Genomic DNA, 14559 nt, shown 5'->3' with positions numbered 1-14559 from the left:
ATTCCTTATTTATCTCTGCACCACGATATTTTCCTGAGAAGGATCAACATGCTGCATCTGCAGCTTATCGGTTGCTATTCGCTCAACCCGGCTATGATCGCCGAGCGCATTCTCTTCCAAAATCAGGTTACGCCACTCGATATCGAGCGCATCACGTTCTAACACCAACTGTTCGCGCTGCGCCGTTAACAGGCGCGTTTTGTGCGTGGTGGTCACCACCAACACCGAGGACACAAGTACTGCAATCAGCAGCAACACCGGGATCTTGCCGAATCGCAGCAGGTCACCGCCGATGACGCCGGGCAGGCTGTGTCGCTCGTTGCCAATCATGTCGCGGTCCTCTCAGCAATACGCAGTACCGAACTGCGCGCGCGTGGGTTCTCGTTGACTTCCGCTTCACCCGGAATCAGCTTGCCTAAGGTTTTCAATTCACGTCCACCTAGCGCTTTAAGCTGGCTTTCGGTCATTGGGATACCCGCTGGAACTTGCGGGCCTCGGCTCTGATCGCGCATAAAACGCTTCACCAAACGGTCTTCCAGCGAGTGGAAGCTGATAACCGATAACCGACCGCCTGGCGCCAGCACCGACATCGCCCCTTTCAGCGCGGTATCGATCTCTTCCAGCTCGCTGTTGATCCAGATACGAATCGCCTGGAAGGTGCGCGTGGCCGGATGTTTAAACTTGTCCTTCACCGGCATCGCAGCAGCGATCACGGTGGCTAACTCTTTGGTGCGCGTCATTGGCTGTTCACGATTACGCTCGACGATGGCGCGTGCGATACGTTTGCCAAATTTCTCTTCACCGTAGGTCTTGATGACGAAGGCGATATCGGCTTCCTCGGCATTCATCAGCCACTCTGCTGCAGACTGGCCCCGTGTCGGGTCCATACGCATATCCAGTGGCCCATCACGCATAAACGAGAAACCGCGCTCTGCGTCATCCAACTGCGGTGATGACACGCCAAGATCGAGCAATACGCCATCGATCTTGCCGGTGAGACCACGCGCTTCGACATACTCTGCCAGCGCCGAAAAAGGTCCGTGCACGATCGAAAAACGTGGATCCTGAATTTCAGCTGCAGCGGCTATGGCTTGCGGATCGCGATCGATCGCCAGTAACTGCCCCTTCTCGCCCAGTTGCGAAAGGATCAGACGTGAGTGACCGCCGCGCCCAAAAGTGCCGTCAATGTAAATGCCGTCTTCCCTGATATTGAGGCCGTTAACCGCCTCATCCAGCAGCACTGTGGTGTGTTTAAAATTATCCTGCATAGCTATAGCGACAAGTCCTGCAACCGCTCAGATAAAGGCTCCTGAGCCGACTGTTCTGCGTCAATATCGTCCTTAACTTGTTGATACCAGGTCTGTTCATCCCACAGCTCAAACTTATTGAACTGTCCAACCAGCATCACTTCTTTGGTCAGGCTCGCATGTTGTCGTAGCGTATTCGCCAGCAACAAACGACCTGCATTATCCATCTGGCATTCACTGGCATGTCCTAACAGCAGTCGCTGCACGCGACGCTCAATCGGATTCATGCTGGATAAGCGCGCCAGTTTTTTCTCGATGATTTCCCATTCGGGCAGGGTATAAAGCAACAGACATGGCTGGTGGAGGTCAATGGTGCACACCATTTGCCCCTGAGACTCCGCGACAAGCAATTCACGATAGCGCGTTGGTACCGCCAATCGGCCTTTGCCGTCGAGATTGACTAACGTTGCTCCTCGGAACATGTCAGTCCTCCCCCCCAATCACCCGTTTTCACCACTTTATCCCACTTTTTACCACGAAACGAGTTTACGGAGCCTATGAAATCCTTGTCAAGCCGCAACGACAAGTGAATATCACTCTTTACAAGGGTGAGAATTATTTAGTGGAGGGGAATTTAGGGGAATGAATGGCAAAATAAAAAATTAACCTGATGAATAATGGAATAAAAATTTTCACGATTTGAAAAATGGCGAAAAATAAAGCGTTTTAATCGCAAAAGATAATTATCCCGGGATATGCGACAGCGGCTGCATTTTAGGGGATTTCTGAAAGGAAGCCCAGCACCATCGCGCCAGCTCTGCTACGCGTCACTGCTGAAGATGTAAACAAATAAGAAAATTCAGCGCAGTTAATTCGTTAGGGAAAGTGGTGACTATTTACGCTTTTTTACCCCAGTCCTATGGCAGAAAAATATCTGAATGATTAATAAGTGCGGGCAGCCATCTGCCCGCGATTTCATTTCGTACGTCGGCTTAATTGACCACGGCGGAATAAATTGCGGCGAATACGGGTTAATCCCGGCTTCGGTTTGCGCGGTTCATCCAGCGAGGCCAAAACTAATTCCAGCACACGTTCGGCGACATCGCGATGACGCTGCCCCACCGCCAGTACCGGACACTCTAAAAAGTCCAGTAATTCGTGGTCGCCAAAGGTGGCGATAGCCAGGTCAGTGGGCAGGCGACCATCCCGCTTAAGGGTAACATCCATCACGCCCTGAAGCAGACCGAATGAGGTGGTAAACAACGCATCTGGCATCGGATGATCTTCGAGGTATTTCTCGAACAGTGTGGCAGCCGCAGTGCGATCAAAGCTGTTGCAGTAGAGGTAATCCACCGTGCGTTCATCGTCTTTCCACGCATCGCGGAAGCCCATTTCACGCAGGAAACTGACTGAAAGCTCAGGCAAGGCCCCAAGGAACAGCACATTTTTCACCGGAAGCTGACGCAATTCAGCCGCCAGCGCATGCGCATCGTCCTGATCGGCGCCAACCACACTGGTGAAGTGTTCACGATCCAGCGCACGGTCCAGCGCGATAATCGGCAGCGGATCGTTGATCCAGCGCTGATAAAACGGGTGTTCTGGCGGCAGCGAGGTCGAAACAATGATCGCATCCACCTGGCGCTGCAGCAGATGTTCAATACAGCGCATTTCATTGTCAGGCTGATCTTCCGAGCAGGCAATCAGCAGCTGATAGCCACGTTGACGTGCCTGGCGCTCCAGATAATTGGCAATGCGCGTGTAACTGGTGTTCTCAAGATCCGGGATCACCAGACCAATTGAACGCGTACGTCCGGCGCGCAGGCCTGCCGCAACAGCATTGGGGTGATAATTATGTTCACGCACCACCGCCATCACTTTTTCGACGGTTTTGTCGCTGACACGATACTGCCGCGCTTTGCCATTGATAACGTAGCTGGCCGTGGTGCGCGACACGCCCGCCAGGCGCGCAATTTCATCCAGTTTCACGATGACACCTTAATTCTGATAAGCCAGGGCTGGGCAAATGTCCGCAGAGTAGCTATGGGTAAAACATTTGTAACATCTAACCGCAGAACACTACGCTGAGCAACCGCTTTTATCGGGCAGCACTCACAAGCGCATTAAATAAAAAAAACCCGGCATTACGCCGGGTTAGCTTGGAAGCAGGATGATAACTCTGCGGAATTAACGCATCACACGATCGCCACGTGACACGCCCACAATCCCTGATCGCGCCACTTCAACGATCTCAGCAACATCGCGCACCGTGTTGAGGAAGGCGTCGAGTTTATCGCTGGTGCCTGCCAGCTGAACCGTGTACAGCGTTGGCGTCACATCGATAATCTGACCACGGAAAATCTCCGCGCTGCGCTTCACTTCTTCACGACCGTAACCGCTGGCCTGAATCTTCACCAGCATGATTTCACGTTCAACGTAAGCACCCTGCCCTAGCTCGCTGACACGTAACACGTCCACCAGCTTGTGCAATTGCTTCTCAATCTGCTCCAGCACTTTTTCATCGCCGACCGTCTGAATGGTCATGCGCGACAGTGTTGGATCGTCGGTTGGCGCAACGGTCAGGCTTTCGATGTTGTAGCCGCGCTGCGAGAACAAACCCACTACGCGAGACAATGCGCCGGATTCATTTTCCAGCAGTACCGATAACACACGACGCATAATTAAGTCCTCTCCGTTTTGCTCAGCCACATCTCATCCATCGAACCGCCGCGAATCTGCATCGGGTAAACGTGCTCGCTGCCGTCGATATTCACATCAACAAACACCAGACGCCCTTTCGCCAGGGTATCCAATGCCAGCTGCAGCTTCTCTTCCAGCTCAGCGGGATGCGCGATGGAAATACCTACGTGTCCGTAGGCTTCGGCTAAACGCACAAAGTCAGGCAGAGATTGCATATAGGATTGCGAGTGGCGGCCGGAATAAATCATATCCTGCCACTGTTTCACCATGCCGAGGAAACCGTTGTTGAGGTTCAGCACCAGCACCGGTAAATCGTACTGCAGTGCCGTCGACAGCTCCTGGATGTTCATCTGAATACTGCCATCACCGGTCACGCAGATGACGGTTTCATCCGGCAGCGCCATTTTCACGCCCAGCGCGGCCGGTAAGCCGAAGCCCATGGTGCCGAGGCCACCGGAGTTGATCCAGCGACGCGGCTTATCGAACTGATAATAGAGCGCGGCGAACATCTGATGTTGACCGACGTCAGAGGTGACATAGGCATCGCCTTTGGTCAGACGCCAGATGGTTTCGATCACCGCCTGAGGTTTGATCTTGTCGCTGGTGCGATCGAACTCGAGGCACTTACGGCTACGCCAGCCATCAATGGTCTGCCACCAGTCGCGCAGGCTATCCAGCTCTTGCTTCGCATCGCTTTGCGCCAGCAGTTCCAGCATCTGCGACAGCGTCTGCTTCGCATCACCGACAATCGGGATATCCGCGCTGACGGTTTTGGAAATCGAGGTCGGATCGACGTCGATATGCATGATGGTGGCGTTCGGGCAATATTTCGCCAGGTTGTTGGTAGTACGGTCATCGAAGCGCACACCAATGCCGAAAATCAAATCGGCATTGTGCATCGTCATATTGGCTTCGTAAGTCCCGTGCATACCCAGCATGCCTACACTCTGGCGATGCGTGCCAGGGAATACGCCGAGGCCCATCAGTGACATGGTGACCGGAATATTCAGCTGTTCAGCTAACTGCAGCAGCTCCGCCTCACAGCCGGACATAATCGCACCGCCACCGGCATAAATCACCGGCTTATGCGCGGCCAGTAGCGTTTGCAGTGCACGCTTAATCTGTCCTTTATGCCCCTGAATCGTCGGGTTATAAGAGCGCATGCTGACCGACTCAGGATAGACGTACGGCAGTTTGTTCGCTGGGTTAAGAATGTCTTTTGGCAGGTCGATCACCACCGGGCCTGGGCGGCCGCTTGCTGCCAGCCAGAAGGCTTTTTTCAGCACGGTTGGGATCTCTTCGGCGTTTTTCACCAGGAAGCTGTGTTTGACCACCGGACGGGAAATCCCGACCATGTCGCACTCCTGGAACGCATCGTAGCCGATCAGTGAAGACGGCACCTGACCCGACAGAATCACCATCGGAATCGAATCCATATAGGCCGTCGCAATACCGGTAATGGCATTGGTGGCGCCTGGACCTGAGGTGACCAGCACCACGCCGACTTCGCCGGTCGCGCGTGCCAGACCATCTGCCATATGCACAGCGCCTTGCTCGTGACGCACTAATACGTGGTCAATTCCACCGACCGTTTGCAGCGCATCGTAAATGTCGAGCACTGCTCCGCCCGGATAGCCGAATACCTGCTTAACGCCCTGATCGATTAACGAACGGACGACCATTTCGGCTCCTGACAACATCTCCATTTTCTGCCTCCAGGCTTGAGGAACCGGATCCCGTGACGCGCATTGCCCCTGCGCCACTGACACCCAGCCCCGTATTCGCCAGTTAAGATCAAAACCTTATGTTTATGCTCAGATGACAGAATTCATTTCTGCCTTCCAGGTACAGGGAATCTACTTGAGTTGATTCTTTTAAGAGTAGGTCGATTACCATAACCGCAGAAAACCCGGCCTGCAAACGACAGGAGGCTGCGACAGGCTTATTTCGGCACAAAAGGCACTGACACGTGATAATCGCTCGCGAGGATTAAACTAATGCCATCCCACAACCACAGATGAAAATGCTGGTTTCATGATTATTTGCAGCGTGTTCTAAGAAATATGATTTTCATATTGCCTGGCCGGTTAGCCCACAATTTTTCCTGAATATTACTTTCTGGCGTGATTAACTTCAAAATCCGCTTCTTGCATGACATTGTGCTAAGCAACCCGCCAAATCTTGTTTTTATAATTGTACCAAAACCCCGATTAAACATATTAAATTCAATAACTTAAAATTAATTCGTTTTTATAAAAAATTTTTTAGGCTGTTTAAGCCATTATGCATGCAGCTAATTAATGCCAAAGCTCTGTGTAGCGGGATATTCGCAGCAGATCGCCCTTAACCGACAAAAGAAATACCCTTTCACTTAGGGTTGACTTCCCACAGCAATCCCAGTATCAATATGTGCAGCACAAAATTTACGAGGTTTGATTCATGTTCCATTCTTTCCGCCTACTCGGTCTACTACTAAACGCATTCAGTTTGCGCGGTAGACTTGTGGGTGGAATCAATCACTGATTCGAACCTGAAGAAGTTTAAAGAACCCGCGCCGATGCGCGGGTTTTTTTATGCTCGTTACACCGGCGAAGTTGAGTTAAAGCAAAAGGAAGATGACCATGAGCCAGCAAGTTATTATTTTCGATACCACTCTGCGCGACGGCGAGCAGGCATTACAGGCCAGCCTGAGTGTTAAAGAAAAACTGCAGATCGCCCTGGCGCTGGAGCGTATGGGCGTGGATGTAATGGAAGTCGGTTTCCCTATCTCTTCGCCAGGCGATTTCGAATCGGTGCAAACCATCGCGCGCTCGGTGAAAAACAGCCGCGTTGCTGCCCTGGCTCGCTGCGTGGATAAGGATATTGATGCCGCCTACGAGGCTTTGCGTGTGGCTGAAGCATTCCGCATTCATACTTTCCTCGCCACTTCGCCAATGCATATCGCCACCAAATTGCGCAGTACCTTGCCAGATGTGATTGACCGCGCGGTAGCCTCTATTAAACGTGCCCGCAACTATACCGATGACGTTGAGTTTTCTTGCGAAGACGGTGGCCGTACGCCTATCGACGATCTGTGCCGCGTAGTGGAAGCCGCGATCAACGCCGGCGCGACCACCATCAACATCCCGGATACGGTTGGTTACACCTTGCCGCACGAGTACGCCAACATCTTCAGCCAGTTGCGCGAACGCGTACCGAACATCGATAAAGCTATCTTGTCTGTTCACACCCATGATGATTTGGGCATGGCAACCGGCAATGCCGTAGCAGCGGTGTTAGCAGGTGCGCGTCAGGTTGAAGGCACCATCAATGGCCTGGGCGAACGTGCCGGTAACTGTGCGTTGGAAGAAGTGATTATGGCGATTAAAACCCGTCAGCAGATCATGAACCTGCACACCAATATCCATCATCAGGAAATCTACCGCACCAGCCAGTTGATCAGCCAAATCTGCAACATGCCGATTCCAGCCAACAAAGCGATTGTGGGTACGGGTGCGTTTGCTCACTCCTCTGGTATTCACCAGGATGGCGTGTTGAAGAACCGCGAAAACTACGAAATCCTGACGCCAGAATCGATCGGCTTACACAAAATTCAGTTGAACCTGACTTCACGCTCTGGCCGTGCTGCGGTGAAACATCGCATGGAAGAGATGGGCTACAAAGATTCCGACTACAACGTCGATGCTCTGTACGATGCCTTCCTGAAGCTGGCCGACAAGAAAGGCCAGGTATTTGATTACGATTTGGAAGCGCTGGCGTTCATCAACAAACAGAACGAAGAGCCAGAGTATTTCCAGCTGAACGAATTTAATGTGCAGACCGGTTCCAGCGTCACTGCCACCGCGTCAGTGCAGTTGGGCTGTGGCGAAGAGACCAAAGCCGATGCCGCGACCGGTAACGGCCCGGTGGATGCCGTATATCAGGCCATCAACCGCATCACCGGCTTTGAAGCAGAATTGGTGAACTACAAGTTGACCGCGAAAGGCCACGGCGAGAACGCGCTGGGCCAGGTTGATATCGTGGTGAATTACAACGGTCGTAAATTCCATGGCGTTGGCCTGGCGACCGATATCGTCGAATCTTCTGCTAAAGCGATGGTGAACGCCCTGAACAACATCTGGCGCGCCAAACAGGTAGAAAAAGAATTGCAGCGTAAATTTAAAGATCAGAAGGAAACGGTGTAACTATGACTCAGTCTTATCATATTGCGGTAATGCCAGGCGACGGAATCGGCCCGGAAGTGATGGCGCAGGCTATCAAGGTTCTCGACGCAATTCGCGCGCGCTTCGACATGCGTATCACCACCAGCGAATATGATGTTGGCGGTATCGCCATCGATCGTCACGGTGAACCGCTGCCGCCTGCCACCGTTGCCGGTGCAGAGCAAGCGAATGCGATTCTGTTCGGCTCTGTCGGTGGTCCAAAATGGGAACACCTGCCGCCAGCGGGTCAGCCTGAGCGTGGTGCACTGTTGCCACTGCGTAAGCACTTTAAGTTGTTCAGCAACCTGCGCCCCGCTTCCTTATATAAAGGCCTGGAAGCGTTTTGCCCACTGCGCAGCGACATCGCCGCACGCGGTTTCGACATCCTCTGCGTGCGTGAATTAACCGGCGGCATCTACTTTGGTCAGCCGAAAGGGCGCGAAGGTAGCGGTCCACATGAGCGTGCATTTGATACCGAGGTGTATCACCGTTTCGAGATCGAGCGTATTGCACGCAACGCCTTTGAAGCCGCACGCAAGCGTCGTAACAAAGTGACGTCAGTGGATAAAGCCAACGTGCTGCAGACCTCAGTGATGTGGCGTGAAATCGTTAATGAAGTGGCAAAAGATTACCCGGATGTGCAGTTGAGCCACATGTACATCGATAATGCCACCATGCAGTTGATTAAAGATCCATCACAGTTTGACGTGCTGCTCTGTTCTAACCTGTTCGGTGACATCCTGTCAGACGAATGCGCGATGATCACCGGTTCCATGGGCATGCTGCCTTCTGCCAGCATGAATGAAGAAGGTTTCGGCCTGTATGAGCCTGCGGGCGGTTCTGCGCCCGATATCGCCGGTCAGAACATTGCCAACCCAATTGCTCAGATTCTCTCGTTGTCTCTGCTGTTGCGCTTCAGCCTGAATGCCGCTGAAGCTGCAGACAGTATCGAGCGTGCGGTCAGCCGTGCGCTGGAAGCGGGCCATCGTACCCGCGATTTAGCCGGTAACGGCCCAGCTGTGAGCACAGATGAAATGGGCAGCATCATTGCTGGTTTCATCGCTGAGGAAAAATAATAAAATGAAAAGCTTATACCAGAAGTTATTTGATGCACATGTCGTCCACGAAGCACCAAACGAAACCCCGTTACTGTACATCGATCGCCATCTGATCCATGAAGTGACGTCACCGCAGGCCTTCGATGGCCTGCGCGCGCACGGCCGCAAAGTGCGCCAGCCGTCGAAGACGTTCGCCACCATGGACCACAACGTTTCTACCCAGACCAAAGACATTAACGCGTCGGGTGAGATGGCGCGTATTCAGATGCAAGAGCTGATCAAGAACTGTGCTGAGTTCGGCATTCAGCTGTATGACCTGAATCACCCGTTCCAGGGAATCGTGCACGTGATCGGGCCTGAACAAGGGATGACGCTGCCAGGCATGACCATCGTCTGCGGCGATTCCCACACCGCGACCCACGGCGCATTCGGTTCGCTGGCATTCGGTATCGGCACCTCCGAAGTTGAGCATGTGTTTGCCACGCAGACCCTTAAACAGGGCCGTGCCAAAACCATGAAGATTGAAGTGCTGGGTGAAGCGGCGCCGGGCATTACGGCGAAAGATATCGTGTTGGCGATTATTGGTAAAACCGGCAGCGCCGGCGGTACTGGTCACGTGGTGGAATTCTGTGGCCCGGCGATTGAAGCGCTGAGCATGGAAGGCCGTATGACGTTGTGCAACATGGCGATTGAGATGGGTGCCAAAGCGGGCCTGGTCGCGCCGGATGACACCACTTTCGCTTACCTGAAAGACAAGCAGTTCGCACCGAAGGGCGAGCAGTGGGATGAAGCCGTCGCTTACTGGCGTACGATGAAGTCCGACAGCGATGCCAAATTCGACACCATTGTCACCCTGAACGCGGCCGATATCGCGCCGCAGGTCACCTGGGGCACCAACCCAGGCCAGGTGATGGCGGTGGATCAGGCGATCCCTAACCCGCAATCCTTTGCCGATCCGGTTGAGCGTGCTTCTGCCGAGAAAGCTTTGGCTTACATGGATTTGCAACCGGGTATCAAACTGACTGAAGTCGCTATCGACAAAGTCTTTATCGGCTCCTGCACCAACTCACGTATTGAAGACCTGCGTGCTGCCGCTGCTATCGCCAAAGGCCGCAAAGTCGCGCCGGGCGTGGTGGCCATGGTAGTACCGGGTTCAGGTCCGGTTAAAGCCCAGGCGGAAGCAGAAGGTCTGGATAAGATTTTCCTCGAAGCCGGTTTTGAATGGCGTCTGCCGGGTTGCTCCATGTGTCTGGCGATGAACAATGACCGTCTGAACCCAGGCGAGCGTTGTGCCTCCACCAGTAACCGTAACTTTGAAGGTCGTCAGGGCCGTGGCGGTCGCACTCACTTAGTGAGCCCGGCGATGGCTGCAGCGGCGGCAGTAACCGGTCGTTTTGCCGACATTCGTGAATTGACTCAGGGAGCTTAAGCCATGGCGAACAAATTTACCCAACACACCGGAATTGTGGCGCCACTGGATGCCGCGAACGTCGATACCGATGCCATCATTCCAAAACAGTTCCTGCAGAAAGTGACGCGCACCGGTTTTGGCGCGCACCTGTTCCACGACTGGCGCTTCGAAGATGATGCGGGCACCGTGCCAACCCCAGGTTTCGTGCTGAACAAGCCGGAATTTAAAGGCACCAGCATCTTGCTGGCGCGTGAAAACTTTGGCTGCGGCTCATCACGTGAGCACGCCCCATGGGCCCTGACCGATTTCGGTTTCCACGTGGTGATTGCACCCAGCTTCGCGGATATTTTCTATGGCAACAGCTTTAACAACCAGCTGCTGCCGGTGAAGTTGAGCGATGAAGAAGTGGATGAGATGTTCAAACTGGTGGCCGCGCAGCCGGGTGTGACCTTTACCGTGGATCTGGAAGCGCAGACCGTCACGGCGGGTGATAAGTCTTACAGCTTTGAAATCGACAGCTTCCGCCGTCACTGCATGATTAACGGTCTCGACAGCATTGGTTTGACGCTGCAACACGAAGCGTCCATCTCCAACTACGAGACCACTCAGCCAGCATTCCTGCGTTAATGCCCTATTCGGTGCGTTTGAATGCGCACCGAATAGAGACGCACTGGATGTTTATAAAGTCGCCTTTGCGGGCGACTTTATATTTATTGGGCATCACGCACGCGCGACGCCAGCCCCAACGCCACAAGCGCCATCGCTAATGCCAGCCAATACACCGACTCATGGCCAAAGCGCTCGCTCAGCGTGCCCTGTATCAATCCCGCGATAATCAGACCGGTCGAGATCGAGGTGGTAAACATGGTGGTCGCCGCGCCCGCGCGTCCCGGCATCAAATCCTGGAACCACAGCATGCCAATCCCTGCGACGATGCCAATAAACGCCGCGTTAAACAGCTGCAACACCATCAATGCCGTGCGCGACTGGAATAACACCAGTCCGAGATAGAACAGAATCGCCGCCACCAGCGCTAACAGCACCAACTTGCGCTTACCAAAGCGCTTCGCGTAGTGTCCGGCCAGCAGCATGATAGGAATCTCCAACCCTGCCGCCGTCCCCATCAATAATCCCGCCAGTTTTTCCGGCAACCCCAATGTGGAGCTGATATACAGCGGCATATCGATGATATACATGGTGTTGCACGCCCACATCACCACCGAGGCGATAAACAGCATTCGCACCTGGCTATCTTTCCACGGACTGAGCTGGGTCAGCACCTGCTCTGGCGTCGCGGCCACGCGCGGCACTGAAGGCAGAGTGCGCCAAATCAGCAGCATACTGAGCAGGAAAATCGCCGCCGCCACGCAGAACAGCGTCACGAAGCCATAGTTAAGCGCTAAGGCGAACGACAGCGGCGGGCCAATCACCCACGCCAGCGACAGTTGCGCACGCATCACCGAGCTGAACATCACCACTTCACGCGCCGACCGATCGGCATATTCCCGTGCCAGCGCAAAGATCTGCGGAATCGCCACGCTGGCCAGCGCTGACAGCAACACGCCCACACTGATCAACGTCAGGTAATGACGATTAAAGGCGAATAGTAGCGCATTCAGTACCGCCATCAGGCAGCAAAACAGGATCAGATTGCGACGATCGCCGCGATTGTCCGAACGTTTCGCCATCAGCAGGCTAATTACAATCCCGGCAATCGCGTTGATGGTAAAAAATAGCCCGACCCAAAACGGTCGCACCTGCACTTCGCGCGTCAAAAACAGACTCAGCGTGGGTGCCTGCAACGCACCGGCGACACCGGTCATAAACGACACCGCCATAAAAGAGAGATAAACCGGATTGATACGACGCTGGCGCGTTAACAGCGATTTCATGCAGAAATCCCTTTGCGGAGAAATGAGGCTAAGACAAAGAGGGTAGAAGATTTCACAGCAAAACGAAAAAAGCCAGCAGAGAAAACGCTGCTGGCGGTGAAATGCACCCTACTCAGAAAAGGCTCCACGTCGGCGGAACCGCTGGCAGAGCGCCATTCATTGCTGAATGCCTCCCGCTCTTCCATTGCCTGGCAGTATGCCTCTAATATGGGGCAGGAAAAACTGAGCGATTCTGAGAAGGAGTTCCCCTTTTATGTCCTCTGCGCGACTGCAACAGCAGTTCATCCGCCTGTGGCAAAGCTGCCAGGGTGTGGATCAGGAAACCACCTTAAGCGATCTGGCTGAACGACTGCACTGCTCGCGCCGCCACATGCGTAATCTGCTGAATGCCATGCAGGATGCGGGCTGGCTGATTTGGCAGGCAGAAGCCGGGCGCGGTAAGCGTTCGACTCTGAGCTTCAATTACACCGGCTTAGCACTGCAGCAGCAGCGCGCCGAGGATCTACTGGAGCAGGACCGCATAGAGCAGTTGGTGCAACTGGTCGGCGATAAGAATCAGGTGCGGCAGATGATTGCGGCCCATCTCGGACGTAGTTTCCGCCAGGGCAAGCACATCCTGCGCGTGCTCTATTACCGTCCGCTGCCCAATCTGCTGCCGGGCTCGCCGCTGCGTCGTTCGGAAACCCATCTGGCGCGACAAATCTTTAACGGCCTGACGCGGATAAATGAGGAAAAGGGGGAAATCGAAGCGGATATCGCCCATCACTGGCAGCAAACCTCCCCACTCCACTGGCGCTTCTTTTTACGTCCCGCAATTCGTTTCCATCACGGACGTGAACTGGAGATGGAAGACGTTATCGCCTCGCTGGATCGCGTACGCAGTCAGCCACTATTCTCGCATATCGACAAACTGCACTCTCCCGCGCCCTGGACGCTGGATATTCATCTGACGCAGCCCGATAGCTGGTTGCCTTGGCTGCTGGCCAGCGTCAGCGCGATGATCCTGCCGCGCGAATGGCCGACGTTGCGCCATTTTGCCCGTCAACCCATCGGCACCGGTCCTTACAGCGTGGTACGCAACCAGCAGACGCAGCTGAAAATCGCCGCCTTTGATGACTATTTTGGCTATCGCGCGCTGATTGATGACGTGTCGATTTGGGTGCTGCCGGAAATCAGCGACGAGCTGGTGTATGCCGGCGTGAAGCTGCAGGGGGAAACCGCCGATGAGAAATCCGAAGAGAGCCGTCTGGAAGAAGGTTGCTATTTCCTGCTGTTCGACCAGCGCTCAGAGCGTGGTAAGGATGCCCATTTTCGACGCTGGGTGAGCTATCTGCTTAACCCGATTGCCCTGCTCAACCATGCGGGTGTGGGCTATCAGCGCTACTGGTTCCCTGCATACGGTTTCTTACCGCGCTGGCATCATCGCCGCGATCTCACCCCAGCCGAAAAGCCCGATGGACTCACGCAACTGACCATCAGCTGGTACAGCCATCATGTTGAGCATGAAGGGATTGCTAACGCCCTGCGCCCGCTGCTGGCTGAACAGGGCGTTGAGCTGATCACGCGCGAGCTGAGCTACGAAGAGTGGTTCGAAGGTGAAGGAGAGAGTGACATCTGGCTCGGCAGTGTGAACTTCACGCTTCCACTGGAGTACGCGCTGTTTGCCCAACTCTACGAGCTGCCGCTAATGCACCACTGCGTCCCGATTAACTGGCATGCCGATGCGGAGCAGTGGCGGCAAAAAAACTTATCCTTAGCCGATTGGAGTAAGCAGTTGGTGAACAGCGACTTTGTTCATCCGCTCTTCCATCACTGGTTACTGCTGGAAGGCCAGCGCAGTATGCGCGGTGTGCGGCTCAACACGCTCGGCTGGTTTGACTTTAAATCGGCCTGGTTTGCACCACCGGAGCTGTGACACTTTCGCGCTGTCACAGAAGTGTCTAATATAAGCCGTTCTCAACGGGGTGCCCTGGTATTGGGCTGAGAGAAACCCGTCGAACCTGATCCGGCTCATACCGGCGTAGGGATTTGAGATGAGCGATAACTCAGATC

Annotated in this window: 13 protein-coding genes and 1 riboswitch; of the genes, 6 read left to right on the top strand and 7 right to left on the bottom strand. The window is 54.1% G+C overall.

Features of this window, described 5'->3' with window-relative positions; translation table 11 throughout:
• Positions 1-9 precede the first annotated feature (9 nt).
• The 6 genes from ftsL to ilvI form a co-directional block, all read right to left on the bottom strand.
• On the bottom strand, positions 10-330 hold the full coding sequence (gene ftsL, locus F3J37_RS14585) for a cell division protein FtsL (RefSeq protein ID WP_034825986.1): 321 nt from the start codon (positions 328-330) through the stop codon (positions 10-12).
• The gene (gene rsmH, locus F3J37_RS14580; RefSeq protein ID WP_034825988.1) at positions 327-1268 is read right to left on the bottom strand and encodes a 16S rRNA (cytosine(1402)-N(4))-methyltransferase RsmH; all 942 of its coding nucleotides are present in this window, start codon (positions 1266-1268) and stop codon (positions 327-329) included. The genes ftsL and rsmH overlap by 4 nt, the downstream gene beginning before the upstream one ends.
• A gap of 2 nt (positions 1269-1270) precedes the next feature.
• Positions 1271-1729, bottom strand: coding sequence for a division/cell wall cluster transcriptional repressor MraZ (gene mraZ, locus F3J37_RS14575; RefSeq protein ID WP_034825993.1), 459 nt, complete (start codon positions 1727-1729; stop codon positions 1271-1273).
• A 493-nt stretch (positions 1730-2222) separates the two neighbouring features.
• On the bottom strand, positions 2223-3233 hold the full coding sequence (gene cra, locus F3J37_RS14570; RefSeq protein WP_166934041.1) for a catabolite repressor/activator: 1011 nt from the start codon (positions 3231-3233) through the stop codon (positions 2223-2225).
• Between the two features lie 198 nt (positions 3234-3431).
• The gene (gene ilvN, locus F3J37_RS14565) at positions 3432-3923 is read right to left on the bottom strand and encodes an acetolactate synthase small subunit (protein WP_034825997.1); all 492 of its coding nucleotides are present in this window, start codon (positions 3921-3923) and stop codon (positions 3432-3434) included.
• 2 nt (positions 3924-3925) lie between these two features.
• The gene (ilvI, locus tag F3J37_RS14560) at positions 3926-5650 is read right to left on the bottom strand and encodes an acetolactate synthase 3 large subunit (protein ID WP_034825999.1); all 1725 of its coding nucleotides are present in this window, start codon (positions 5648-5650) and stop codon (positions 3926-3928) included.
• Positions 5651-6383: 733 nt separating this feature from the next.
• Between ilvI and leuL the strand changes: the two genes are divergently transcribed.
• From leuL to leuD, 5 genes are all read left to right on the top strand, one after another.
• The gene (leuL, locus tag F3J37_RS28495) at positions 6384-6467 is read left to right on the top strand and encodes a leu operon leader peptide (protein WP_101749442.1); all 84 of its coding nucleotides are present in this window, start codon (positions 6384-6386) and stop codon (positions 6465-6467) included.
• Between the two features lie 98 nt (positions 6468-6565).
• On the top strand, positions 6566-8128 hold the full coding sequence (leuA, locus tag F3J37_RS14550) for a 2-isopropylmalate synthase (protein WP_034826001.1): 1563 nt from the start codon (positions 6566-6568) through the stop codon (positions 8126-8128).
• A 2-nt stretch (positions 8129-8130) separates the two neighbouring features.
• The gene (gene leuB, locus F3J37_RS14545; RefSeq protein ID WP_058960908.1) at positions 8131-9222 is read left to right on the top strand and encodes a 3-isopropylmalate dehydrogenase; all 1092 of its coding nucleotides are present in this window, start codon (positions 8131-8133) and stop codon (positions 9220-9222) included.
• Positions 9223-9226: 4 nt separating this feature from the next.
• Positions 9227-10633 carry a 3-isopropylmalate dehydratase large subunit gene (gene leuC, locus F3J37_RS14540; RefSeq protein WP_034826009.1) on the top strand — a complete coding sequence of 469 codons (1407 nt, stop codon included), beginning with the start codon at positions 9227-9229 and terminating at the stop codon, positions 10631-10633.
• Between the two features lie 3 nt (positions 10634-10636).
• The gene (gene leuD, locus F3J37_RS14535) at positions 10637-11242 is read left to right on the top strand and encodes a 3-isopropylmalate dehydratase small subunit (protein ID WP_038649091.1); all 606 of its coding nucleotides are present in this window, start codon (positions 10637-10639) and stop codon (positions 11240-11242) included.
• Positions 11243-11325: 83 nt separating this feature from the next.
• Here leuD and F3J37_RS14530 read toward each other — a convergent pair whose 3' ends face one another.
• Positions 11326-12507 (bottom strand): MFS transporter, encoded by a 1182-nt coding sequence (locus F3J37_RS14530; RefSeq protein WP_166934039.1) that lies wholly within the window; start codon positions 12505-12507, stop codon positions 11326-11328.
• Between the two features lie 253 nt (positions 12508-12760).
• Here F3J37_RS14530 and sgrR point away from each other — a divergent pair, with 253 nt between their 5' ends.
• Positions 12761-14422: an HTH-type transcriptional regulator SgrR gene (sgrR, locus tag F3J37_RS14525; RefSeq protein ID WP_166934037.1), complete on the top strand. Its 1662-nt coding sequence runs from the start codon at positions 12761-12763 to the stop codon at positions 14420-14422.
• Between the two features lie 35 nt (positions 14423-14457).
• Positions 14458-14552, top strand: a riboswitch (TPP riboswitch).
• Positions 14553-14559 lie beyond the last annotated feature (7 nt).

The organism is Candidatus Pantoea communis (genome assembly GCF_011752685.1).
GTDB classification, from domain to species: Bacteria; Pseudomonadota; Gammaproteobacteria; order Enterobacterales; family Enterobacteriaceae; genus Pantoea; species Pantoea communis.
The sequence above is the reverse complement of the archived record's forward strand: the minus strand, read 5'-3'. Positions and strand labels throughout refer to the sequence as shown.

What these genes read in the sequence shown, in the direction of transcription:
- ftsL (WP_034825986.1), bottom strand. Translation starts at nt 330, where the DNA reads ATGATTGGCAACGAGCGACACAGCCTGCCCGGCGTCATCGGCGGTGAC.
- rsmH (WP_034825988.1), bottom strand. Translation starts at nt 1,268, where the DNA reads ATGCAGGATAATTTTAAACACACCACAGTGCTGCTGGATGAGGCGGTT.
- mraZ (WP_034825993.1), bottom strand. Translation starts at nt 1,729, where the DNA reads ATGTTCCGAGGAGCAACGTTAGTCAATCTCGACGGCAAAGGCCGATTG.
- ilvN (WP_034825997.1), bottom strand. Translation starts at nt 3,923, where the DNA reads ATGCGTCGTGTGTTATCGGTACTGCTGGAAAATGAATCCGGCGCATTG.
- ilvI (WP_034825999.1), bottom strand. Translation starts at nt 5,650, where the DNA reads ATGGAGATGTTGTCAGGAGCCGAAATGGTCGTCCGTTCGTTAATCGAT.
- leuL (WP_101749442.1), top strand. Translation starts at nt 6,384, where the DNA reads ATGTTCCATTCTTTCCGCCTACTCGGTCTACTACTAAACGCATTCAGT.
- leuA (WP_034826001.1), top strand. Translation starts at nt 6,566, where the DNA reads ATGAGCCAGCAAGTTATTATTTTCGATACCACTCTGCGCGACGGCGAG.
- leuB (WP_058960908.1), top strand. Translation starts at nt 8,131, where the DNA reads ATGACTCAGTCTTATCATATTGCGGTAATGCCAGGCGACGGAATCGGC.
- leuC (WP_034826009.1), top strand. Translation starts at nt 9,227, where the DNA reads ATGAAAAGCTTATACCAGAAGTTATTTGATGCACATGTCGTCCACGAA.
- leuD (WP_038649091.1), top strand. Translation starts at nt 10,637, where the DNA reads ATGGCGAACAAATTTACCCAACACACCGGAATTGTGGCGCCACTGGAT.
- F3J37_RS14530 (WP_166934039.1), bottom strand. Translation starts at nt 12,507, where the DNA reads ATGAAATCGCTGTTAACGCGCCAGCGTCGTATCAATCCGGTTTATCTC.
- sgrR (WP_166934037.1), top strand. Translation starts at nt 12,761, where the DNA reads ATGTCCTCTGCGCGACTGCAACAGCAGTTCATCCGCCTGTGGCAAAGC.